The organism is Ruania rhizosphaerae (assembly GCF_009805705.1).
Taxonomy (GTDB): Bacteria; Actinomycetota; Actinomycetes; order Actinomycetales; family Beutenbergiaceae; genus Ruania; species Ruania rhizosphaerae.
On record NZ_VSMB01000021.1, the window covers coordinates 1 to 23,303 of the forward strand.

A 23,303-nucleotide genomic window follows, 5' to 3' on the forward strand; every position below is an offset into this window, starting at 1 on the left:
GGGTCGAACACGCCGTTCCCGGCCGCCGGGTCATCGGGGTCGATCGCGGCCTGACGCACCCACGCCACCACCAGTTCGGCCCGTTCGACCTCCACCGCCCGAGCTGCCACCCCATTGGCCCGCACCGCAGCCAACAACCCCCGCCCGGCCGGAACCGAGAACGAGTCGCGAGCTGCTGTCGAGGTCATGAAAACACCCTCCCACCGACCACCGACATCGCCCCGTTAGCCCAGGTCAGGGGCCACACCCACGCCAGTATCCGGTTCACGCGCACCCCTGTCACCACCCCGTTCCCGGCCGGAACCGAGAACGAGTGGTGAACTGCTGTCGAGGCCATGACTTCACCCTCCCACCCACCACCGACATAGAACCTGTGAGTCCGTGGGCGGGCCGAACCGCCGAGCGGGACACGCAAGTGGTGGTCACCCACGGATTGATGTCCGCAGCGGTGCCCAGTTCGACAACTAGGAGCCAGCCGATGTGCGTGGACGCGATGGGTCAGTCGTCCTAACGCGCTCTGAGATTCGAGAGTCGCTACGGTTCAGGGATGCTGAACGAGCCGAGGCCTGGAGCGCGTCCGACGACGTCCAACCGAGGGCCGCACCGGCAACTGGATCAGCGTGCGCCAGCAGCCCTGTGGGGCGAGCTCGTCGCCAGAGTCTTCCAGCTCGACGGTGTGGTGGAAGGCATCAGTCAGGTCTCACCGCCATCGTCCCGCGCCGTCTTCATCCGCGACATGTCTGATGAGCGCTCTCCGGAAACCTCTCTTGCGCCGGGCAGGCGCCTGGAGCCGGCACATCTGCACCAGCATCCATCTCGTGCTGCCGGCCGACCGCGGCGCGGAACTCGCACGTCTGGGCTGGGCCGAGCCGCACCAGTACGCTGACTACGACACCGAGTTCATGGTCTACGGCCCGCGGAATACGGCCGAGTTGGAGGCGGTGATCTCCGTGATCGAGGAGAGTCTCAGTTTCGCTCGTGCGGGACGGGCGTAGCGGCGGGGTCAGATGGCCGCGACCGATGCCACCGCCACAACAGCATCGCCAGCACGGCATAAGCGAGGCTCGTGAGCGCCAGGTGCAACAACGAACCCGAGACCACCGGAATGATGACCCCGGCAAGTACGGCATTGCCGAACAACGTCCCGAACGCACCGAGCGAGGCAGCGGCCCCGCGATCATCGGGGGCCTGGTCGAGGATCTCCAGGTTCAGCACCGGGAACATCGTGCCCACGGCAGTCGCGGCAAGCGGGGGAGCGAGCATCACCCACGGCAGTGACGGTTGCCACGCCACGATGAGCACGTTCACAGCGATCGCTACCAGCGCGAATGCCATGGCCACGTCGATCAGCCGCCGGCGCGGCACCCGGTCCGCAGTCCGCCCGGAGATGAACGCACCCGCCATGATCCCGCCGATCAGCGGCACGAACAGCACCCAGAAGTCGCGCTCACCCAGGCCCAGCAGGTCCACCACGATGATCGGTGCGGCCGCGATGTAGGTGAACTGGGCACCGAACGTGCAGGCGGTCAGCAGCGCCAGCCGCACCACGGCACCCCGGGAGCCCACCCGGATGACCGCACGCACCACGGAGGCCGCATTGAGGGGGCGACGCTCCGCCGTCGGGAGGGTTTCGGGAAGCACCACGCCCACGGTGACGGCCATGACCACCCCGTAGCACGCGATGGCCCAGAAGATCGACTGCCACGGCCCGACGCTCAGCAGCCACCCGCCCACGACAGGCGCGATCGCCGGTGCGACGGAGAAGATCATCATCACGTTCGACATCAACCGCTGTGCCGCCGACCCGGAGAACAGGTCCCGGATCACCACCCGGCTGACGATCGTGGCGGCCCCGGCGAATCCTCCCTGCAGCAATCGCCCCACCAGCATCACCGGCAGTGTCGGCGCCAGGGCGCACAGGATCGTGGCGGCCGTGAACCCGAGCAGCCCTATGATCATCACCGGCTTGCGGCCCATCGCGTCCGAGATCGGACCGTGGAAGATGCTCATGACGGCGAACGACAGCAGGTACAAGCTCGTCACTTGCTGCATGGCGGCGGTATCGGCGCGGAACTGGCCGCCCATCTGCTCGAACGCCGGGAAGACCGTGTCGATCGTGAACGGGCCGATCATCGCCAGTCCGGCGAGCACCACCGTGAACAGCAGCCCCACGCGTTGAGGAGAGTCGGGCCGGGAATCGTCGGTGGGTCTTCGGCTCGTCACGCCTCCCATCACATCACACGGGGATGGCGTGGGCCCCGATCAGCCAGGCCGAACCACCGACCAGCATTCCAGCCCCCACGAGATACCAGACGATTCCGACCCAGGGTCGCAGCTTGCGCACCCGGGACCGCCCGATCGCCGCCGTGATCGCACCGCCAAGGAACATCGCGGCGCACACCAGCACGCTGATGGGCAGCGATGGCGCCTCGTCCGGCATGACCCAGCCGTAGTTGACACTGACAAACGCCGCAGCCACCAGGCCGCAGAGCAGCAACGGGACCAGCACCGCGGACCAGCCGAGCAGGTGCCCGATCGCCACGAGTCCGCCGGAGACGTAGCGTCGATCCATGCCGCCGATGCCCTGATCGTGGTACCGGCCTCCGAACGGATCACTCACGAGGCACTCTGCCAGGCGCTCAGACCCAGGATCGCGAAGCCGGCAATCGCGTACAGGAAGCCCCGGGTGCGGCCCTGCTTGCCTTCCACTCGCGCACCGGCGGCGAGCGACCAGGCTGCGACCACGGCGGCAAGTGGCAGGTAGAACCAGCGTCGCGCGTCGGTCCCGGTGAGGCAGACCAGCTCGGCCTGACCGGAGCGGGCGCAGGCGTCCATCGCTTCCACGAACGGCTCAGCCCACTGGATCACGTGCCAGACGAGGTACCCGATCGAGCTGAGCACGAGCAGGAGGACCACCCCGCCAACGTTGGGGTTGGCGCGATGCGGCGTGGTGCTTCCGGTCTTTGGGTCGGGAGACTGTCCGTACGGGTCTTGTGTTTGCCACCCGTAGGAGTTAGCCCCCGACGGCGGAGGTGCGCTCATGGAGATGACGTTCCGTTCCGTAGGCCGTGGGTGGGCGTACTGTGCTCATCTCACCACATGCGCGTGCATCGGACGATCCGGGAGCCGATGTCAGTGCCTCAGGCGACAATGGGCGTGTGAACGACGCATCGATCTCCACCGACGACGCCACCGTCGACCCTGACGTCCGGTCCCGCTGGGACGAGCTCGCCGCTCAGGTGCGCCGTGCCCGGGAGGCCTACTACGACAGTGATGCCCAGCTGATGTCGGACGCAGCCTTCGACGAGCTGTTCCGCGCACTGGAGGAACTCGAGCAGCAGCACCCTCAGCTGCGCACTCCGGACTCGCCCACGCAGGTGGTGGGAGCGGCCCGGTCGGCGTTGTTCGACCCAGTCGAGCACGCCGAGCCGATGCTGAGCCTGGACAACGTGTTCTCGGTAGAGGAACTGACCGAGTGGGCGGCGAAGACTGTGGCCGCAGCGGGCCGGGCACCGGCGTGGTTGTGCGAGTTGAAGATCGATGGGCTGGCCATCTCGTTGCGGTATGAGCGCGGGCGCCTGACCAGTGCCGCCACCCGTGGGGATGGGCGCACCGGGGAGGACGTGACCATCAACGCACTGCGGGTGGCGGGTATCCCTGAGCGACTCGAGGGCACCGATCATCCCGATCTGGTGGAGGTGCGCGGGGAGGTGTTCATCCCGACGCAGTCGTTCGCTGAGTTGAACGACCTGCAGGCACGACTCCAGGAGCGAGCCGTGGCCGCCGCTCGCGAGCGGTGGGAGTCGCGGGCAAAGAGTGCTTCGGAGGGGACTCGGGGCACGTTCGATGAGCAGCGTGAGGCGGCTGCGGCAGCGCGACGGTTCCCGGCGTTCGCGAACCCACGCAATGCAGCCAGCGGCGGGCTGCGCCAGCAGCTGGAGAAGAAGGCCGGCCTGGAACGGGAGGCCGGTGACGCGCGCGTGGCGGCGCTGCGGTTGTACGTGCACGGGATCGGTGCCTGGCCGCGCCCACCAGTGGCCGCGCAGAGTGAGATCTACGATCTCCTCGCCGGCTGGGGACTCCCGGTGAGCCCGTACTCGAAGGTGTGCACCACCATCGAGGAGGTCGCCGCGTTCGTCGAGTATCACGGCGAGCACCGGCACGATGTCGAGCACGAGATCGACGGCGTGGTGGTGAAGGTGGACGAGCTCGCCCTGCACGACGAGCTCGGTGCCACGAGTCGCGCCCCGCGGTGGGCGATCGCCTACAAGTACCCGCCGGAGGAGGTACACACCAAGCTCCTCGACATCGCCGTCGGGGTCGGGCGCACCGGTCGTGCCACACCGTACGGCGTGATGGAACCGGTGCTGGTGGCCGGCAGCGTGGTCCGGCAGGCAACGTTGCACAACCAGGACGTCGTGCGAGCCAAGGGCGTGCTCATCGGGGACACCGTGGTGCTGCGCAAGGCCGGGGACGTGATCCCGGAGATCCTCGGCCCGGTCGTCGAGCTGCGGGACGGCAGCGAGACGGAGTTCGTGATGCCGGCCGAGTGCCCCGAGTGCGGCACTGAGTTGCGACCGATGAAGGAAGGGGATATCGATCTGCGGTGCCCGAACGCGGAGTCCTGCCCGGCGCAGGTTCGCGGCCGGGTCGAGCACATCGGCTCCCGGGGCGGGCTGGACATCGAAGCTCTCGGGGAGGTGACGGCGGCGGCGCTGACCCAGCCTCGCGTGCCCCGGACTCCTCCGCTGGTGACCGAGGCGCGACTGTTCGACCTCACCATCGACGAACTCGTCCCGATCGAAGTAGTGGTCCGTGACGCTGAGACCGGCGAGCCGAAGGCCGACGATGACGGCGAACCTTCCGTCCGGCGACCGTTCCAGAAGACGGTGCGCGACTATCCGCCGGAGGCCGCCGGGTTGACCGCCGCCGAGCGCCGCAAGGCAGGTATCCGACAGGTCGAGCAGGTCGTGCCTTCCAGCCAGGCCGAGACGCTCGTCGCCGAACTGCAGAAGGCCAAGACCAAGGACCTGTGGCGCCAGCTCGTCAGTCTCAACATCCGCCACGTCGGCCCGGTCGCGGCGCGGGCACTCGCGGACTGGTTCGGATCCTTGGACGCGATCGAGGCGGCGAGTGAAGGCGAGCTCGCGCAGGTCGAGGGTGTCGGGCCCACCATCGCGGCGGCCGTCACCGAATGGCTCACCGTGAAATGGCACCGGGAGATCCTGACCCAGTGGCGAGCTGCCGGGGTCCGCTTCGCCATCCCCGACCATCCAGGCCCGGGTGCCGCCCGGCAAGAGGGGCCGCTGACCGGCCTGACCGTCGTGGTGACTGGCTCGATGGAGCACTTCACCCGGGACGGCGCGAAGGAGGCCATCATCGCTGCCGGCGGAAAGGCCGCCGGGTCGGTGTCGAAGAAGACCGACTACGTGGTCGTCGGCCCTGGCGCCGGATCGAAGGAGGCCAAGGCGCGGGATCTCGGGTTGCCGATCCTCGACGAGGCCGGGTTCGAGCGGCTACTCGAGGGCGGACCGGAGGCGGTGGCCGACCGGGCGGGCTGAGCACCCATACTGGAACGATGATCAGTGACACCCTCGCCCGCGACCTCCGAGACGCCGGCCTGCGCTGGGACCCCGCCCCGGGCGACCAGTTCCGGATCGAGGCCGAGGCGCTGTCCGAGGAGGTGTTCATCCTCTCCCACATGGTGATCGAGCCCCGCACCTACGACACCGGCACGGTGCTCAACTTCAACGGCACCACCGAATGGGCGCTCGACAACGTCGCCGCCGACGAGGCGCTCTGGCTTCCTCGTGAGGATCAGCTCCGAGACCTGCTCGGTGGCACGTTCGAGGCCCTGACGCGTGGCGCGCAGGGCTACGAGGTGACCACCCGCGACCCGGACGGCGAACGCCATACCTTCACCTCCGCCGTCGTGGAGGACGCCTACGCCCACGCGCTGCTGCAGCTGGTGCGCCAGGCCACCCACTGACCGCGACACCCAGGGCGGGGCCTTCACCCAACCGGCACGTGTTCACCGGATCGTTGCGCTGCGCGGCGGGCGATGCGGCCTGCTCGGCCTGAGACGAGCCGTCCACGTCGCGAGACGCTTGTCATTGTTTGCCGAGTGGTGGACATGTACCAGGTGAGGACGGCGGTTCCCGATGCTTCACTGCCTCACCATGGCGGGCCGTCGTCTCGGATGGAGATGCTCGATGGCAGTGCTGGAGATCGCCGGAGCGGGAATAGTTGGAATGGCAATCGGACGCCTGATCTACGTGTCGTGGAGAGGGCGGAACAAGGTGTGGACTCTGATTGCGGGCCTGGCGCTGGCTTCTCCCGTGGCCCTGAGTACTTGGGAAGATGCTGCGATGGCTACCTTTCTGGGGGCGAGCCTTGTGGTTGGCGTGGGGCTATACCTGCTCGGGCCGCCGCTTTCGCAGGACGTGGTGTCCGAGGGGGAGTGTCATGCGTCATCAATCGGAGATGGCGGTCGGTAGCGAGCCCCAGTGCTCGCGGGCCCTTATGCGGATCCCATGGCGTCCACGGTCCGAGGATCCAGCACCCGGTCGATCACCACGCGCGCCCCGCCCAGCAGCCCGGCCCGGCCCTCGGTGCGGCTCGCCACGACCTGCAGCTTGCTGGTGGCCAGCGGGAGCGAACGCCCGCGCACCATCTGCTCGATGCCCTCGAAGAGCGGGCTCGGCTCGTGCGCGAGCGGCCCGCCGATCACGATCACCGATGGGTTGAGGAGGTTGACGCAGCCGGCGAGCACTGCACCCAGGTTCTGCCCGGCCAGGCGGACGACCTCGGCGACCCCGGGATCGCCGAGCAGTGCCTGCACCTCCTCCAACCGCCGTGCGTCGTGGCCCAACGCCCGCACTGAGCGAAGGATCGCCGTCCCGCTGGTAAGTGCCTCCAGGCACCCGGTGTTGCCGCACGCGCACTGCACCGGCGCCCCGCCCGGTACTGCGACGTGCCCCAGGTCCCCGGCCGCGCCGTCGGCGCCACGCACCAGCCGGTGATCGGCCACGATCCCGGCTCCCACGCCGGTGGCGATCTTCACGAACATCAGGTGCGCCGTCGTGGGATAGCTGGTGATGTGCTCACCGAGCGCCATCAGGTCGACGTCATTGTCCACCAGTACCGGCGCCCTGAAGTTCTGCCCCAGCACCCCGACAATGTCCGCACCGTCCCAGCCGGGCATGATCGGCGGAGTTCGTGGCCGGCCGGTGGCCTGTTCCACCGGACCCGGGAGCCCGATGCCGACTCCGGCGAGCGGGCTCGTGCCGCCAACCTCTGCCAGCAGCTCCTGGCCGCGTCGGGTAGCGATGTCGAGTACAGGGCCCGGACCGCGGGTGATGTCCAGGTCCTCCCGATGCTCGGCCAGCACGGTCCCGTCGAGGTCGGTCACCGCGACGGCCAGGTGGGCCGCCCCGAGGTCGATCGCCAGCACGGTGCGGGCCCGGGGATCGAAGCGGACGAAGATCGGTGGCCGTCCACCGGTGGAGGTACCCGTCTCCGAGCGCAGCAGCCCGGTACGCAGCAGCGCGTCCAGGCGCAGCGTCACCGTGGAGCGCGCGAGCCCCGTCTCGGCCACCAGGTCGGCCCGGGTGCGGGGTACCCCGTCGCGCAGCACCTGCAGCAACTGCCCGGCCCCGACGGCGGAGCGTCCGTCGGGTGCAAGCGTGGCGGTCGTCGTGGGCACGGCACTCACCGTAGCGCCCACCTCGGACTTTTGCTCGACTATCGTCAAAAGTGCCGATACCGTGGAGGCGAACCGTCCGAGACCGCACGGCCCGAGGAGATCTCACCGATGAGCACCCAGTCCCCGCCGCTGAACGTGGCGATGATCGGCTACGCCTTCATGGGCGCCGCCCACTCCCAGGGGTGGCGCGTGGCCCCCCGGTTCTTCGACCTGCCCCTGAACCCCGTGCAGCAACTCATCTGCGGGCGCAATCCCGAGAACCTCGCCGCCGCAGCGGCCAACCTCGGCTGGGCCCACACCGAGACCGACTGGCGCACGGCCATCGCACGCGACGACGTCGACCTCGTCGACATCTGCACCCCGGGGAACACGCACGCCGAGATCGCGATCGCCGCGCTGGAGGCGGGCAAGCACGTGCTGTGCGAGAAGCCGTTGGCGAACTCCGTGGCCGAGGCCGAGCAGATGGCGGCGGCCGCCGAGAAGGCGCCGAACGGCGCCAAGGCGATGGTCGGCTTCACCTACCGGCGTGTGCCCGCCATTCAGCTCGCGAGGCAGCTCGTGGCTGAGGGGGAGCTGGGCGAGATCCGGCAGGTCCGTGCCCAATACCTGCAGGACTGGCTCGCCGATCCGCAGGCCCCGCTCTCATGGCGCCTCCAGAAGGATGTTGCCGGCTCCGGGGCCCTGGGCGACATTGGTGCCCATATCGCCGACGCCGTGCAGTTCATCACCGGGGAGCACATCACCGGCGTGGCCGGGCTGACTGAGACGTTCGTGAAGGAGCGCCCGGTCGAGACCGAGCGGGTCGGGATCGCCGGCGTCGGGGGAGATGAGCTCGGGCCCGTCACTGTGGACGACGCCGCGATCTGGCTGGCACGCCTCTCCGGTGGGGCGATCAGCACCTTCGAGGCGACCCGGTTCGCGTGGGGGCGCAAGAACGCGCTGCGGATCGAGATCAACGGCACGCAGGGGTCGGTCGCTTTCGACCTGGAGCGTCTCAACGAGCTGCAGTACTTCGATGCCCGCGAAGGCACCCGCACCAACGGGTTCCGCACCATCCTCGTCACCGAGGGCGAGCACCCCTACATCGCCGCCTGGTGGCCTCCGGGGCACGGGCTCGGCTACGAGCACGGGTTCACTCACCAGGTGGTGGACCTGGTGACCGCGCTCGCCGAGGGCACCCAGCCCGAGCCGTCCTTCGCCGACGGGCTGCGGGTGCAGCGCGTGCTCGACGCCGTCGAGCGGTCCTCCGCCGAGAACAGCACCTGGACAGAAGTCCCCGCCTGAGTAGAGGAGCACACCCATGGCACGACCGATCACCCTGTTCACCGGCCAGTGGGCCGATATGCCGTTCGAGGAACTGTGCCGCCGGGCGGGCGAGTGGGGCTATGACGGCCTCGAGATCGCCTGCTGGGGCGACCACCTCGACCCGAACCGCGCTGCCACCGACGACGACTACGTGGCCGAGAAGCTCGCCATCCTCGAGAAGAACAACCTCAAGGTCTGGACGATCTCCAACCACCTCAAGGGTCAGGCCGTCTGCGATGACCCGATCGACGAGCGCCACCGCGACATCCTCCCCGACTCGGTCTGGGGCGATGGCGACCCGGAGGGTGTCCGCCAGCGCGCCGCCGAGGAGATGAAGAACACCGCCCGCGCCGCGAAGCGCCTCGGGGTGAAGACCGTCACCGGGTTCACCGGTTCGTCGATCTGGAAGTACGTCGCGATGTTCCCGCCGGTGCGGGACGAGCTCGTCGAGGCCGGGTATCAGGACTTCGCCGACCGGTGGAACCCGATCCTGGACGTCTTCGACGAGCAGGGCGTGCGGTTCGCGCTCGAGGTGCACCCCAGCGAGATCGCCTACGACTACTGGACGACCGTGAAGACGCTCGAGGCGATCGGGCACCGGGAGTCCTTCGGCATCAACTGGGACCCCAGTCACATGGTGTGGCAGCAGCTCGACCCGGTCGGGTTCCTGCTCGACTTCCCGGAGAAGATCTTCCACGTGCACTGCAAGGACACCAAGGTGCGCATCTCGGGCGGCCGCAACGGCCGGTTGTCCTCGCACCTGCCGTGGGCGGACCCGCGCCGCGGGTGGGACTTCATCTCTACCGGACACGGGGACGTGCCGTGGGAGGACGCGTTCCGCGCGCTCAACCACATCGGCTACGACGGCCCGCTCTCGGTGGAATGGGAGGACGCCGGCATGGACCGCCTCGTCGGCGCCCCCGAGGCACTGGAGTTCGTGCGCAACTTGAGCAAGTACGAGCCGTCGGAGGCCGCCTTCGACGCGGCGTTCTCGACGCGCTGAGGTCTGACCGCACTGACGCCACCTGCACCGACGCCACCTGCACCGGGGGTGAACTTGACGTCGATTATTCGGCCATAACCGACGTCAACTTCACCCCCGGTGGGCTGGTGGTCGGTGGTCGGTGGGCGGGTGGTCGGTGGGCTTGTGGTCGGTCAGCGGGTGGTGGGTTCTTCGGTCTCCCCGGCGGCGTGCCGGGCGAGTACGAACAGCAGGTCCGAGAGCCGGTTCAGGTAGCGCCCGACGGCGTCACTCACCTGACCGCCCGCCTCCCGAGCCGCGAGGGCGTGCCGTTCCGCGCGCCGAGCCACGGCCCGGGCGTGATCGAGCGCGGCACCGGTCGATGTGGCCCCTGGGATCACGAACACAGGCTTCAGCGGCCGGGCCGCGACCAGCTCGTCGATCAACTCCTCCAGGCTGGTGACCATGTCGTCGGTCACCAGCGAGACTCCAGGGTCGAGCCGGTCCCGGTGGTCCGGGTTGGCGGCGAGATCGGCACCGAGGACGAACAACTCGCGCTGCAGGCGCAGCAGGGTCTCGGCGGTCTGTGTATCGTCCGAGGCTCGTTCTGAGGTCGCCGCCCGCGCCACCCCCAGCAGCGCGACCACCTCGTCCACGTCACCACCGGTATCCATCACCGGGTCCGTCTTGGCGATCCGTCCGCCGTAGAGCCGGCCCGTGCTGCCGTCGTCACCGGTGCGTGTGTAGATCCTCATCCGACCAGGATGACGTGCTCGTGGGCAGATGCTTAACCCCGGCGATGTGGCTGGCGCCAGGGATCGTTCCGGGGTCTAGGACAGACAGTCTACGGAGCGCCGACGTGCCACCGTGATGGGAGACTAGGCTCCATCGTTGATACCCCGTCCTGGACCCAGGGGAAGCCGGTGAGACTCCGGCACTGTCCCGCAACCGTGAGAGTCGGATTACCTGCCCAGGACGCAGACGCTCGACCCGTCGTGGACTGCGGGTGGTGCCCCCGGCCGCAGGCCGCGGTGCCCTCAAGGTCCCTTGCGAAAGGCACCCCATGCACCTGACCCTCCGTTCCCTCCCGGCCGCTGTCGCTGCCGCGGCCCTCACGACGGCGTCCCTCGCCGGCGCATTCGGCGCTCCCTCCGCCGGGGCTGAGGCCGTGACCTCCGCGCCGGTCGGCACCGCCTGCGCAGACGAGACTGGCGTGACCGTCGTGGTCGACTTCACTGACGTCGGCGGCGACATCGAGGTCGGCTGCGCCGAGGGGGACCCGACCACCGGTCGTGAGGCGCTCGAATCCGCGGGATTTGCACCGGAGGACTCCCAGCCCGGCCTCATCTGCACGATCGACGGCCAGCCCGACCCCTGCCCGGAAGAGTTCGACGGCAACTACTGGTCCTACTGGAACGCCGAGCCCGAGGGTGAGTGGACCAGCTACGAGGTCGGCGCCGACGAGGCCGAGCCCGCGCCCGGCGCCATCGAGGGGTGGCGCTACTCCGACGGCTCCGAAGGCCCGGGCATCGCACCCGTCGACGTGCTCGCCGTGGCCGAGCCGGAGGAGACCACCGACGAGTCCGCTGAGGACGCTGACGAGGGCGCCGAGGAGTCGTCCACCCCGGTGCTGCCGTTCCTCGCCGTGGCGCTCGGAGTCGCACTGGTACTCGCCATCGTGCTCGTCGCGCGCCGTCGCGCCCGCAGCTGACTGAGCACGACCCGGCATACCCATGACGACGGCGACCCTCACTCACCCCCTGGCCTGGTGGGCCTGGGCGGCTGGGGTGACGGTCGCCGTCGTGCGCCTGCCTGCCGGGGCGGCGACGGGGCTGATCCTGCTGGCCGTGCTGCTCGTGGGCGTGGCGTGCCGGGCGGACTCGCCATGGGCGAAGGCGTTCCCGGCCGCGATCGCGCTCGGCGTGATCATCGTGGCGGTGCGGGTCGGGTTCTATCTCGTGGTCGGGCTCCCGGACTCCAGTCCGGTGCTGTGGTCGTGGCCGCAGATCGACCTGCCCGGATGGTTCACCAACCTCTCGCTACTCGGACCCGTGCACACCGACGGACTCACCAGCGCAGCACTGACCGGGCTGTCCCTGGCCACACTGGTGATCACGTTCGGCGCGGTCAACGCCATCGCGAACCCGCGCCTGGCGCTGCGGTGCCTGCCGGGGTCGCTGCATCACCTCGGCACCGCCGCGGTGATCGCCGTGTCCGTCACCCCGCAGCTGATCACCGCGATCGCGCGGGTCCGCCGGGCCCAGTCGCTGCGCGGCGGGGCCAGGCGCGGGCTGCGGGCCTTCACGGCCCGGTTGGTCCCCGTGCTCGCCGGGGCGCTCGACCAGGCGCTCGACCTTGCTGCGTCCATGGATTCCCGCGGGTACGCCCGCGTGCACCCGGGTCACCGGGCGGGCCGCCGCGGCGTCACCGCACTGGTAGTGGCCGCACTGGTCGCCGCCGTCGCCGGAACGTACGCCCTGCTGGATGCCAGCGCCCCCCGGGGCCTGGGTCTCGCGCTGCTGGTCGGGGGTGCTGCGGTGGGAGCAGGAGCGTCGGTGCTCGCCTCTCGCGCGGTGGTGCGCACCCGCTACCGGCCGCTGCTGTGGGGCGTGCGGGCGTGGGTGGTGGCCGGAGTCGGCGGGCTCGCACTTGTGGTCGCCCTGGCCGGGCATGCTGCCGGCACCGAGCCGCTGCTGCTCGGCATCGTCGCCGCCGCGGCGCTCGCCGTTCCCGCCCTGACGGAGGCCACATGATCGAGATCGAGAACCTCACTGTCACCTACGGCGGCGAGCCCGTGCTGACCGAGGTGAGTGCCGCCGTCGGAGAGGGGGAGCTGTGCCTGGTGGTCGGGCCCACAGGATCAGGGAAGTCGACGCTGCTCGGCGCCGTCAGCGGCCGGGTGCCGCACCTCACCGGCGGGCAGGTCGGCGGCAACGTGCGGGTCGGCGGGCGTGACACCCGCACCCACCAGCCGCGGGACCTGGCGGACGTCGTCGGGGTGGTCGGGCAGGACCCGCAGGCCACCTTCGTCACCGAGACCGTCGCCGACGAGCTCGCCTTCACCATGGAGCAGCTCGGTGTCGCACCGGCCTTGATGCGGCGCCGCGTGGAGGAGGTGGCCGACCTGCTCGGACTGGCCGACCTGCGCGACCGGGCGCTGCACACCCTCTCCGGCGGAGAGCAGCAGCGGGTTGCGATCGGGGCGGTGCTGACCGCTCAGCCGCGTGTGCTGGTGCTCGATGAGCCGACGTCTGCGCTCGACCCGGGAGCGGCAGAAGATGTGCTCGCCGCCCTGGCCCGGTTGGTCCATGATGCGGGGGTCACAGTGCTGCTGGCCGAGCACCGGCTCGAGCGCGTCGTCGGTTTCGCGGACATGGTGATCTCCCTCGACGGCGGCCGCGCCCACGCCGGTCGCCCCGCCGAGGTGTTCGCCACCGCCCCCGTGGCACCGCCGGTGGTGCAGCTGGGTCGCCTGGCCGGCTGGCAGCCCGTGCCGCTCACCGTGCGGGAAGCACGACGGCGCAGCGCACCCCTGCGCGAGCGCCTCGGTTCGCCTGTGCTCCCCACGCGTGAACCCGGGGAGGTCGTGCTGACCGCCGAGCGGGTGCGGGTGACCTACGACGGTTTCGTCGCGGTGGACGGCATCGACCTCGACGTCCGCGCCGGGCAGGTCACCGCAGTGATGGGGCGCAACGGTGCCGGGAAGTCCTCGCTGTTGTGGGCGCTCGCCGGGGCGCAGCGACTGGCCGGTGGCCGCGTGCGGGGGGAAGATCAGGCCGCCCTGGTGCCGCAGTCGCCCGAGGATCTGCTCTACCTGCTCACCGTGGCGGCCGAGTGCCGCACGGCCGATGCCGACGCGGGTGTCGAGCCCGGGACCACCCGCGGGCTGCTGGACGCACTCGTGCCCGGCATCGACGATGATGCCAACCCGCGCGATCTCTCCGAGGGGCAGCGGCTGGCGCTCGCGGTGGCGATCCAGCTGGCGCGCAGCCCGCAGGTGCTGCTGCTCGACGAACCCACGCGCGGGCTCGACTATGCCGCCAAGGAGCACCTCGTCGTGGTGCTGGAGGGTCTCGCCGATGCCGGCCGCGCGGTGGTGGTGGCCAGTCACGATGTGGAGTTCGTGGCGCAGGCGGCCGATCGGGTGGTGCAGCTGGCCGATGGCGCGGTGGTGGCCGATGGCCCGGTGCGGGACGTGCTGGCCGATTCGGCGCTGCTCGCCCCGCAGGTGGCGAAGGTGCTCAGCCCGCAGCCGTGGCTGACGGTGGGCGAAGTGAGCGCTGTGCTGGCCGAGGAGCAGCCGTGAGCGAACCGCGAGCGGCGGCTCTGCCTCTCTCACCGAGGCTGGCGTTCGCGCTGGCCGCAGTGAGTGTGCTGGGTGTGCTCGCCTTCGCGTGGCCGCTGTTCCTGGACGCCGGTGCCGCCCTCGACGACGAGACGGCTGCCCCGATCGTGCTCGGCGTGGTGCTGGCCGCCTCGCTGCTGGTGGTGGCGGTTGCTGTCAGCGACGGTGGTATGGACACTCGCGCGGTCGCGATGCTCGGCCTGCTGGCGGCGGTGGGGGCGCTGATCCGGCCGATCGCGGCAGGAACCGGGGGAGTGGAGACCGTGTTCGTGCTGCTGGTGCTCGGCGGCCGGGTGTTCGGGCCGGGGTTCGGTTTCCTGCTGGGTGGCACCACCCTGTTCGCCTCTGCGCTACTCACCGGTGGGGTGGGGCCGTGGCTGCCCTACCAGATGCTGGGTGCGGCGTGGGTGGGGCTGGGCGCGGGGCTGTTGCCGGACTACATCGGACGGGTCCGGGTTCGCGGCATCACCGAACTCGCGATGCTGGCGCTTTACGGGGCCGTCGCCTCGGTGCTGTTCGGAGTGGCGATGAACCTCTCGTTCTGGCCGTTCCTGCTCGGCGGGGCCACCGAGATCTCCTTCGTATCCGGGGCAACAGTGCCGGAGAATCTGGGCCGGTTCCTCACCTACAGCGTGGTGACGTCGTTGCCGTGGGACCTGACCCGGGCGATCACCACGGTGCTGGGGATCGCCGTGGCGGGCCATGCGGTGCTGGTGACGCTGCGGCGGGCGGCACACCGGGCCGCGTTCGTCGACGACGTAGGCTGAGCGATGCCAGAACGACCGGAGGGGAGCAATGCGCACACGTGGGTTTTCAGCGCTGCTGGCGGTTGCTGCCATCGTGATGACGGGCTGCTCCACAGGTGAGGACCCGGCACCGGAACCGACCACGATGGTGCCGACCTCTGACGCGCCCTCACCCGAGCCCTCCGAACCTTCCGAAACCGAGTCTCCCAGCCCGAGCCCGGAGCCGTTCGATCCCCACAACGTCGACCTTGCCAACGCTGAATGGGAGGCTGGGGACCTCTGGTACGAGCCCGAGACCCTTGAACTCGTCGACGGTGCGGCCACCGGGGAGCGCGGAGCGCCGGGTCGCTACGTCACCACCGTCGAGGATGCCCTGTACGTCGACCTCGACGGTGACGACCTGGAGGACGTCGTGGCTCCGCTGACGTTCGAAGCCGACGTGAGCGAGGGCACCTACGAGTGGGTGAGCACCACATGGTTCGCCTGGCTCAACGACGGCGAGAAGCTCACCCAGTACCCGTTCCCGCTCGCCGCAGCCGGTGACTGTTCCACCCAGGTCCACCAGATCACCCCGGCACCCGGCGGTGTGGGGGTGGTGGTCAACGAAGCGCAGATGGCATGGCAGTCGGCCTGCGCCGACGGCGCCACGATCGAGGTCACCCGCACCGTGCGCATCGACCATGACGAGACCGGCGAGCCCTGGCTGGTGCAGACCGATCCGTTCGACTCCTGGGGCGGTGCCTGCCTGCCGATGCTCGGCCCCGGTGACGATCCGGGAGAGGTCAACGTCGCACCAGGGCTCGAAGCGGCCTCGCCCGACGTGCCGCCGGTGATCGTCGAGACCGGGATCGAGGAGGCGGGCGGCTCCTGGATGAGCGAGGCCGTCGACGGCTGGGACTTCGTGACCTATCTCCAGGACCAGGATCCGGACTTCGTCTCCTACTGCGGCTGGACGCCGGAGCGATGAGCACACACGCCCTTGATCTCAATGCCGACCTCGGTGAAGACGTCGGCGACGACACCGCCATGCTCGCGATCGTCACCAGCGCCAACGTCGCCTGCGGCGGTCATGCCGGCGACGTCGACACCATGATCGCCACTTGTGCCGCGGCCGTCGCCCGCGGCGTGCGGATCGGGGCGCACCCCGCGTATCCGGACCGGGAGAATTTCGGACGGCGATCGGTCGCCATCGACGAACAGACCCTCACCACCCACCTGCGCGCTCAGGTGCGGGACCTGGTCGAGGCGGCCTCCGCCGTCGGGGGTCAGGTGACCTACCTGAAGCCGCACGGAGCCCTGTACCACGCGGCCGCCCGCGACTCCGAGCACGCCCGTGCCGTGGTGACGGCCGCCGCGGACGCCGGTCTCGCCGTCGTCGGGGCACCGGGGAGCGTGCTGCTCGACCTCGCCCGCACCGCAGGGTTGATTTGCGTGGCGGAAGGATTCGCCGACCGTGGCTACACCCCCGGCGGCGGTCTCGTCCCCCGCGGGGAGCCCGGCGCTGTCCTGCACGACCCTGCGCTGATCGCCGACCGCGTGGCCGGACTCGTGCGCACGGGTGAGCTTCCCAGCGTGGACGGGAACCGGGTGGCGCTGAAGGTGCGCACCCTGTGCGTGCACGGCGACACCCCCGACGCCGTGACCATCGCCCGCCGGGTGCGGGCGGTTCTCGACGCGGCCGGGTTGAGCCCGGAGCCGTTCACATGAGGATCCTGCCCAGCGGTGAGCGCGCCCTGCTGATCGAGGTTGACGGCCCCACGGCCGTCCATGCCCTCGCCCGTGCGCTCGCACAGGTCGCCGGCGTGATCGACGTGGTGCCTGCCGCGCGCACGGTGCTCCTCACCTGCGCCCCGGAAGCCCTCGACGGCGTCCGTTCCCTGGCCGCTGACCTCACCCCAGAGGAGGTCTCAGCCGCCGACACCGGGGAGGAGGTAGTGATCGACGTGCACTATGACGGGGAGGACCTTGACGGCGTCGCCCGCATGACCGGTCTCAGCACCACCGAGGTGATTGCCCGGCACACCGGTGCCACCTACACCGCCGACTTCCTCGGGTTCGCACCCGGTTTCGCCTACCTCTCCGGGCTCGACCCGGCCCTGCACGTGCCTCGCCTGGACACCCCGCGCACGTCGGTTCCCGCCGGCGCGGTCGCGATCGCCGGCGACAGGGCGGCCGTCTACCCGCGCTCCTCACCCGGTGGCTGGCGGTTGCTGGGCCACACCGACGCCGTGCTCTTCGACCCCGAGGCCGACCCGCCCGCGCTGCTGCAGGCGGGTACCCGGGTCCGGTTCCGGGAGGTGGGTTGATGCTGCGGGTGCTTGATGCCGGGCTTGTGCTGATTGAGGACCTCGGCCGCGCCGGCCATGCCTCCTCCGGGGTGCCGGTCTCCGGGGCAGCCGACCAGGGCGCCCTCGTGGCCGCCAACCGAAGGCTCGGCAATCCCGACGGCGCACCCGCCCTGGAGGTGATGCTGGGCCAGCTGCATCTGCGCGCTGAGCAGGAGGTGCTCGTTACGCTCGCCGGGGCGCCCGCGCCGCTGAGGGCCGACGGCATGGTGCACCCGCCCGGGGCGGTGGTGATGCTCCCCGCCGGGGCTGAGCTGATGCTGCGCACCCCGCCGTGGGGGCTGCGCAGCTATCTCGCCGTGCGGGGAGGAATCGATGTGCCGCGTGTGCTCGGGTCGGCCAGTCACGACGTGCTCTCCGGGCTCGGGCCGCCGCCGGTGCAGGCCGGGGATGTGCTCGCTGTCGGTGCACCCACCGGCCCGGTGCCGACTGCGGACGCCGACCATCCGGGCCCGCACACGCCGTTCCTCCTCGACGTACTGCCCGGGCCGCGGCGGGACTGGTTCACGTCCGAGGCGGTAGAGACGTTCCTGTCCGAGCCGTACACGGTGACCGACACCGGCGACCGGGTGGGGGTGCGGTTGGACGGCCCGGTACTGGAACGGGCACGCTCCGGTGAGCTGGCGTCGGAAGGTGTGGTGCGGGGGAGCGTTCAGGTGCCGCCGGACGGGAAGCCGCTGATCTTCGGGCCCGACCATCCGGTGACAGGCGGCTACCCGGTGATCGGGGTGCTCACCGAGGCTGCCGCCGATGCCTCCGCGCAGGTGCGGCCCGGGCAGCAGGTCAGGTTCCGGCACCGCGGTTGGTGATGACCAGTAGATCGGCGTCACGCGCTGCTCGATGCGCCGCCCATAGGCCCTCGGCCGCCTGCCCCGCCGTCACCGCCCCGGCGTCCTGCAACGTGCCGTCCGGTCCGAGCGTCTCCAGGTGCTCACCACCGGAGACGCCAGTCAGGCGCACCGGGTCCCGGTGCCCACCACGCGTGAAGACCATCACCACCCGCTGCTCGGGCGTGCGGTACTCCACCGCGTACTGCTGATCCGCCGGGTCGCCGTGGCGGTGCACCTCACCCTCAAGGACCACCTCCCGGATCTTCCGGTAGGTCGCCACGAGCGAGGCTGCCAGCTTCCGGTCCTGCTCCGGCCAGGCGAGCAGATCCCCGCCCACGCCCAGCACCCCACACATGGCCACCAGGAACCGGAACGTCAGGCTCACGGGCCCGTCGTCGGTATCGAGCCGATCCGGTTCATCCGTCACCCACGAGCTCAGCCAACTCGCCGCGTAGGCGGAGAGGAACCCGTGCTGGATGGCCAGCCGGTCCCGCGGCCCCGTCTCGTCACTGGCCCACACCACATCGCTGCGGCGCAGCACCTCCAGATCCGTGCGCCCACCACCGGAGGCACACGCCTCGAACGTGACGTACGGAAACTCTGCTCGCACCAGCTCCAGCAGCCGGTAGTAAGCGCGGGTGTGCTGGATCGACCACTCGCTGCCGTGCGGGTCGGTCGGCCGGCCGCCGTCGCTGACGGGGCGATTCATGTCCCACTTCAGGTAGCTGATGTCGTTGCGGCCGAGCAGGTCGCGGAGCATGTCGGCCACGAACGCCTCCACCTCGGGCCTGCCCAGGTCGAGGACGTACTGGTTCCGGGAGGTCACCAGCGGCCGGTCCCCGGCCCGGTACACCCAGTCCGGGTGCGTGCGGAACAGGTCGCTGTCGGAGTTCACGCACTCCGGTTCCACCCAGATGCCGAACCGCATCCCGTGCCCCCGCACGCCGTCGATCAGCGGGGCCAGCCCGTCGGGGAACTTCGCGCGGTCCACGTGCCAGTCGCCCAGCCCCGAGGCGTCTGAAGTCCGACCGTGGAACCAGCCGTCGTCGAGCACGAACACCTCGGCCCCGATCGCCGCTGCCCGCTCGGCGAGCGCCAGCTGGTGATCGACCTGGACGTCGAACTCGGTGGCGTACCAGGAGTTGTAGACCACCGGGTGGTGGTGTGTGGAGGAGTCACGGCGCAGCTCGATGCGCTCAAACGCGTGCCAGGCCCGAGACAGGTCGTCCACGTTTTCGCTGCGGATCGCGTAGGTGCGAGGGGTCGTGAACGAGGCCCCCGGCTCCAGCAGGATGACGCCGGTCTCGTCATCGGTACCGGCGCCGACCCGCACCCGATCGGCGAATGGCGCAGCGTCGACGGTCATCGACCACGAGCCGCTCCACGCCAGCGCCACCGCGTACGCTCCCTCGCCCTCGCGCGGGGCCACCGTGACCACCGGTGCGTAGGTGTGGGACGTGACGCCCTGCCGGCTGCCGATCGCGAAGGTGCCCGCCGGAAGGTCAACGGTCACCGGCGTCAGCTCCCGGCTCCACTCGCCCGCCAGGGCTCCCACCCGCGCGCCCGGCCCCACCGGCAGGTCCCACGCACCGCCGAACGCCCGGGTGAGCCACATCGGCTCCTCGCCCGTGCTGCGGACCTGCGCCCACTGAGCCACCGCGTCGTTCCGGGTGTCACCCTGCACGTACACCGTGACCTCGAGGCCCTCACCCCGCCAGACGGCGGAGAGCCGGGTTCGCGTCCCGTCTTCGCTGATCGTGGTCTCACCCGGGACGAGGCGCACCCCGGTACGACCGTCCGCGCGCCGCACAAGCAGTTCCCCCCGGTGCACGTGCCGCGTGCCTGCTGCCGTGACCAGGACGGGTTGCGCGTCGGCACGGGTGGCAAACGGAACGTGCGCGGGAAGCGGCGGGGGAGGGCCGCCGTCCGGTCCCCAGCTGCGCAGGTACGGCCCTGCCTCGGTGACGTCGAAGACCAGGGTGCCGGACGCCGTCGGGATCCTCACTTGTTGGCTCCGACCAGCAGCCCGGAGACGAACTGCTTCTGGAAGATGAAGAACACGACCGCGGTGGGGATCGCCGCGATCACCGCGCCGGCGGCCACGACGTTCCACTGGCTGACGAACCCGCCCTGCAGGTTCAGCAGCGCCGCAGTGATCGGGAAGTTGTCCTCGGTGCGCAGCACGGTCATCGCCCAGATCAGGTCGTTGAAGATCCACGTGGTGGCCAGGGCTGTCAACGCGGCGAGTGAGGGCCGGGCTAACGGCAACACGATGAGCGCGTAGATGCGCACCGGACCCGCTCCATCAATGCGGGCCGCCTCGAACACCTCGTTCGGCAGCGCACGCATGAAACCGTGCAGCACGAAGGTGTAGAAGCCCAGGCCGAAGCCCACTTGCACGATGATCAGCGCGAACAGCGTGTCGTAGATACCCAGCGCCTCAGTGATCTTCGCGACCGGGATGAGCAGGATCTGCGGGGGTAGCAGGTTGCCGGCCAGCATCAGCAGCAGGATCACGGTGCGGCCCGGGATCCGGAACCGGCTCAACGCGTAGGCGGCGAGCGAGGCCAGGAACAGTGAGAGCACCACCGCCACCACGGTGACGATTGCCGAGTTGCGCAGCGCCCCACCGATGCCGCCGGTGGTCAGCGCCGTCTCGAATCCTTCCCAGCTCAGCGTGGTGGGCAGGGCACTCAGGCCACGGGCGACGATGTCGGAGAACGGGCGCAGTGCGACGATCAGCACGAACACCATGGGCGCCACCCACAGCAGCGTGAAGGGGATCATCAGCGCGTGGAACCAGGGCGAGCGCTGCCTCATGAGGCATCCTCCTGCCGGATGGAGCGGACCAGATAGCTGATGATGAACACGATCGCGAGGGCGAAGATCACGACGGCGATCGCCGACCCGTAACCGAGGTTCACCAGCGTGAAGCCCTGCTCGAACATGTAGGTGCTGAGCAGGTGGGTGGAGTTGTACGGGCCGCCGCGGGTCATCGCCCACACGATGTCGAAGGTGCGCAGCGAGTCGATCACCGTGACCGCGAAGACCACGGCGTTGACGCTGCGCAGCTGCGGCATCACGATGCGGGTGAACCGCTGCCACCGGTTCGCACCGTCCATCGCCGCAGCTTCCTCCAGCGCCGGGTCCACACCCTTCAGACCGGCCAGGTAGAGCACCATGATGTAGCCCACCTGCCGCCATACCGCCGCCACCAGCACGGCGTAGAGCGCTACGTCCGGGTCGGCCAGCCACTGCCGCTCCAGCGCGCCGAGCCCGAGGGAGTCCAGCGAGAAGTTCACCAGCCCGTCGGGGGAGTACAGCACCCGCCAGAACAGACCCGTCACAGCGAGCGAGAACACCATCGGCAGGTAGATCGCCGCCCGGTACAGCCCGATACCCCGCCCGGGCCGGTTCAGCAGCACGGCCAGCGCCAGCCCGATCACCACCGACAGACCGCCGAACCCGATCACCCAGATGACGTTGTTGCGCAACGCCGTCTGGAATGTCGGGTCCGACATCAGGTCCTGATAGTTGCCCAGCCCCACCGGCTCGGCCGCACCGACGCCGTTCCACCGGGTGAAGGACAGCGAGAACGAGTTCATCGCCGGCCAGAACACCCAGAACGCCTCGACGGCCAGCGGCACGAGCAGGAATACCCAGACCACCCATGGCACCCGGCGAAACGCCCGGGCCCAGCGCGATGTGGGACGTTCGGCTGTGGCTGGTGCCGTCACTGGTCCCAGACCCGCTCAGCGGCAGCCTGCCAGCCCTCCAGGATGCCCGGGATATCGGAAGGATCGGCAAGGAACCTGGTCAGGGCATCGTCCGCCGTCGCCTGCAGTGCATCGGAGGAATCCCGGTTGAAGAACTGGGTGATCTCCTCGGTGCTGTTCAACAGCTCGATGCCCTTCTGCACCAGCGGGGAGAAGCCGGAGGTGTCCACATCCGGATGCGTGGGCAGGTTCGAGGAGCCGGAGATCTCGATGAACGTCTGCTGCGACTCCGCCGAGGCGAGGTAGGCCAGCAGCTCCTTCGTGCCTTCCGGGTTGTCCGTGCCGGAGGCAGCGAAATACCCGTCCGTGGGCGCCTCCTCGGCACTGGGGACATCGGGGTTGATCGGCGGCACCGAGAAGAAGTCCAGATCGTCGCGCTGATCCTCGGGGAAGAACTGCGTGACGAACGCCCCGATCAGATACATGGCCGACTCGTTCTGCACCATCGGCGTCACCGCCTCCTGGTAGGAGTAGGACGCCATATCCGGGTCGAAGTACGGAATCAGTTTCGTGTACTCCTCCAGGACCGCTTCCACCTCGGGGTCGGTGAACGCGTGCTCCCCGGCGAGCAGCTCCCGGTGATACTGGGCGCCGTTGATGCGCAGGTTCAGGTAGTCGAACCAGCCCGAGGCCATCCACGGAGTGGAGCCGATCCCGTTCGCGAGCGGGTTCACGCCCCTGCCCTTGAGGTCTTCGCACAGGGCGAGGAAGTCCTCCCAGGTCTCCGGTGCGCTCACGCCCCACTCCTCGAAGGCGGACTTCTTGTAGAAGATCGACCACCAGTAGTAGTTCGTCGGGACGAAGATCTGGCTGCCGTCCTCGGCGGAGGACAGCTCGCGCAGGGCATCGGAGAAGTTCGCGCACGCCCCCTCGCCTTCCCACATGTCCGAGACGTCCAGCAACAGCCCCTCGGCCGCGTAGTCCCGGGCCACCGAGCCGGCGTACCAGGTGAGGACGTCCGGTGGGTTGGCGGAGGTGAGATAGGTGGACAGCTGAGCGCGGAACTGCTCGATGGCGACCGTGTTGATCTCGGCATCGCCGGGGTAGTCGCCGATCAGGGTCTCCAGCGCCTCCCGTGGCGCCGGATCGGACTGCGAGTTCTGCAATGTGACCGGGCCGGACGGCTCGCTCGACGTCTCATCGGTGCCGGTCTGCTCGGTGCCGGATTCCTCCGGTGCTTCTTCGGAACCGAGGCAACCGGCCAGCAGACCGCTGGTACCGAGCGCGCTCGCGCCGAGAAGGAAACCTCGCCGGGAGACCGGGCTGGTGCGGGTGGTGGTGTTCATCGTC

The 23,303-nt window shown here is 69.8% G+C and carries 23 protein-coding genes and 1 riboswitch; of the genes, 13 read left to right on the forward strand and 10 right to left on the reverse strand.

The window, feature by feature from the left end; translation table 11 throughout:
- Positions 1–188 (reverse strand): hypothetical protein (locus FV560_RS19220; RefSeq protein WP_159623472.1); only part of this gene is annotated, 188 nt, incomplete at its 3' end.
- Between the two features lie 555 nt (positions 189–743).
- Here FV560_RS19220 and FV560_RS20455 point away from each other — a divergent pair.
- A complete protein-coding gene (locus FV560_RS20455) occupies positions 744–995 on the forward strand; it encodes a luciferase domain-containing protein (protein WP_476748645.1) in 252 nt (83 codons plus the stop codon).
- On the opposite strand, the gene FV560_RS19230 is transcribed toward FV560_RS20455, so the two are convergent.
- Genes FV560_RS19230 through FV560_RS19240 form a run of 3 tightly spaced genes read right to left on the reverse strand, consistent with a single transcriptional unit; the run spans position 967 to position 2,916 of the window.
- On the reverse strand, positions 967–2,232 hold the full coding sequence (locus tag FV560_RS19230) for a multidrug effflux MFS transporter (RefSeq protein WP_159623474.1): 1,266 nt from the start codon (positions 2,230–2,232) through the stop codon (positions 967–969). The genes FV560_RS20455 and FV560_RS19230 overlap by 29 nt on opposite strands.
- A 4-nt stretch (positions 2,233–2,236) precedes the next feature.
- Positions 2,237–2,620 (reverse strand): hypothetical protein, encoded by a 384-nt coding sequence (locus tag FV560_RS19235; protein ID WP_159623476.1) that lies wholly within the window; start codon positions 2,618–2,620, stop codon positions 2,237–2,239.
- A complete protein-coding gene (locus FV560_RS19240; protein WP_159623478.1) occupies positions 2,617–2,916 on the reverse strand; it encodes a hypothetical protein in 300 nt (99 codons plus the stop codon). Before FV560_RS19240 ends, FV560_RS19235 begins: the two co-directional genes overlap by 4 nt.
- A gap of 257 nt (positions 2,917–3,173) precedes the next feature.
- On the opposite strand from FV560_RS19240, the gene ligA reads away from it, so the two are divergent.
- Complete coding sequence (ligA, locus tag FV560_RS19245; RefSeq protein ID WP_476748646.1) at positions 3,174–5,561, forward strand: NAD-dependent DNA ligase LigA; 2,388 nt, start codon at positions 3,174–3,176, stop codon at positions 5,559–5,561.
- A gap of 17 nt (positions 5,562–5,578) precedes the next feature.
- Complete coding sequence (locus FV560_RS19250; protein ID WP_159623480.1) at positions 5,579–5,989, forward strand: hypothetical protein; 411 nt, start codon at positions 5,579–5,581, stop codon at positions 5,987–5,989.
- Between the two features lie 531 nt (positions 5,990–6,520).
- Here the strand turns inward: FV560_RS19250 and FV560_RS19255 are convergent.
- On the reverse strand, positions 6,521–7,705 hold the full coding sequence (locus FV560_RS19255) for an ROK family transcriptional regulator (protein WP_235020244.1): 1,185 nt from the start codon (positions 7,703–7,705) through the stop codon (positions 6,521–6,523).
- A gap of 108 nt (positions 7,706–7,813) precedes the next feature.
- Between FV560_RS19255 and FV560_RS19260 the strand changes: the two genes are divergently transcribed.
- Positions 7,814–8,989 carry a Gfo/Idh/MocA family protein gene (locus FV560_RS19260; RefSeq protein WP_159623482.1) on the forward strand — a complete coding sequence of 392 codons (1,176 nt, stop codon included), beginning with the start codon at positions 7,814–7,816 and terminating at the stop codon, positions 8,987–8,989.
- 16 nt (positions 8,990–9,005) lie between these two features.
- On the forward strand, positions 9,006–10,013 hold the full coding sequence (locus FV560_RS19265; protein ID WP_159623484.1) for a sugar phosphate isomerase/epimerase family protein: 1,008 nt from the start codon (positions 9,006–9,008) through the stop codon (positions 10,011–10,013).
- 152 nt (positions 10,014–10,165) lie between these two features.
- Here the strand turns inward: FV560_RS19265 and FV560_RS19270 are convergent, their stop codons facing one another.
- Positions 10,166–10,726 carry a cob(I)yrinic acid a,c-diamide adenosyltransferase gene (locus tag FV560_RS19270; RefSeq protein ID WP_159623486.1) on the reverse strand — a complete coding sequence of 187 codons (561 nt, stop codon included), beginning with the start codon at positions 10,724–10,726 and terminating at the stop codon, positions 10,166–10,168.
- 147 nt (positions 10,727–10,873) lie between these two features.
- A riboswitch (adenosylcobalamin-variant (AdoCbl-variant) riboswitch) is annotated at positions 10,874–10,947 on the forward strand.
- Between the two features lie 87 nt (positions 10,948–11,034).
- Between FV560_RS19270 and FV560_RS19275 the strand changes: the two genes are divergently transcribed.
- From FV560_RS19275 to FV560_RS19310, 8 genes are read left to right on the forward strand one after another with little or no spacing between them, the layout of a single operon-like run.
- Positions 11,035–11,682, forward strand: coding sequence for a hypothetical protein (locus FV560_RS19275; RefSeq protein WP_159623488.1), 648 nt, complete (start codon positions 11,035–11,037; stop codon positions 11,680–11,682).
- A 22-nt stretch (positions 11,683–11,704) separates the two neighbouring features.
- A complete protein-coding gene (locus FV560_RS19280) occupies positions 11,705–12,724 on the forward strand; it encodes an energy-coupling factor transporter transmembrane component T (RefSeq protein WP_159623490.1) in 1,020 nt (339 codons plus the stop codon).
- Positions 12,721–14,277: an ABC transporter ATP-binding protein gene (locus tag FV560_RS19285; RefSeq protein WP_159623492.1), complete on the forward strand. Its 1,557-nt coding sequence runs from the start codon at positions 12,721–12,723 to the stop codon at positions 14,275–14,277. Before FV560_RS19280 ends, FV560_RS19285 begins: the two co-directional genes overlap by 4 nt.
- Complete coding sequence (locus tag FV560_RS19290; RefSeq protein ID WP_235020245.1) at positions 14,274–15,083, forward strand: ECF transporter S component; 810 nt, start codon at positions 14,274–14,276, stop codon at positions 15,081–15,083. The genes FV560_RS19285 and FV560_RS19290 overlap by 4 nt, the downstream gene beginning before the upstream one ends.
- A 28-nt stretch (positions 15,084–15,111) precedes the next feature.
- A complete protein-coding gene (locus FV560_RS19295) occupies positions 15,112–16,029 on the forward strand; it encodes a hypothetical protein (RefSeq protein WP_159623494.1) in 918 nt (305 codons plus the stop codon).
- Complete coding sequence (locus tag FV560_RS19300) at positions 16,026–16,769, forward strand: LamB/YcsF family protein (RefSeq protein WP_159623496.1); 744 nt, start codon at positions 16,026–16,028, stop codon at positions 16,767–16,769. Before FV560_RS19295 ends, FV560_RS19300 begins: the two co-directional genes overlap by 4 nt.
- Positions 16,766–17,368 (forward strand): 5-oxoprolinase subunit PxpB, encoded by a 603-nt coding sequence (gene pxpB, locus FV560_RS19305; RefSeq protein ID WP_159623509.1) that lies wholly within the window; start codon positions 16,766–16,768, stop codon positions 17,366–17,368. Before FV560_RS19300 ends, pxpB begins: the two co-directional genes overlap by 4 nt.
- Positions 17,368–18,216, forward strand: a complete 849-nt coding sequence (locus tag FV560_RS19310; protein ID WP_159623511.1) for a 5-oxoprolinase subunit C family protein — start codon at positions 17,368–17,370, stop codon at positions 18,214–18,216. The genes pxpB and FV560_RS19310 overlap by 1 nt, the downstream gene beginning before the upstream one ends.
- Here FV560_RS19310 and FV560_RS19315 read toward each other — a convergent pair.
- The 4 genes from FV560_RS19315 to FV560_RS19330 are packed head-to-tail and all read right to left on the reverse strand — an operon-like array spanning position 18,191 to position 23,299.
- Positions 18,191–20,242, reverse strand: coding sequence for an alpha-galactosidase (locus FV560_RS19315; RefSeq protein ID WP_159623513.1), 2,052 nt, complete (start codon positions 20,240–20,242; stop codon positions 18,191–18,193). The two genes, FV560_RS19310 and FV560_RS19315, sit on opposite strands and share 26 nt — an antisense overlap.
- Positions 20,239–21,057: a carbohydrate ABC transporter permease gene (locus FV560_RS19320; RefSeq protein ID WP_159623515.1), complete on the reverse strand. Its 819-nt coding sequence runs from the start codon at positions 21,055–21,057 to the stop codon at positions 20,239–20,241. Before FV560_RS19320 ends, FV560_RS19315 begins: the two co-directional genes overlap by 4 nt.
- Positions 21,054–21,974, reverse strand: a complete 921-nt coding sequence (locus tag FV560_RS19325; protein ID WP_200837820.1) for a carbohydrate ABC transporter permease — start codon at positions 21,972–21,974, stop codon at positions 21,054–21,056. The genes FV560_RS19320 and FV560_RS19325 overlap by 4 nt, the downstream gene beginning before the upstream one ends.
- Positions 21,971–23,299 carry an ABC transporter substrate-binding protein gene (locus FV560_RS19330; protein ID WP_159623517.1) on the reverse strand — a complete coding sequence of 443 codons (1,329 nt, stop codon included), beginning with the start codon at positions 23,297–23,299 and terminating at the stop codon, positions 21,971–21,973. Before FV560_RS19330 ends, FV560_RS19325 begins: the two co-directional genes overlap by 4 nt.
- Between the last annotated feature and the right edge of the window lie 4 nt (positions 23,300–23,303).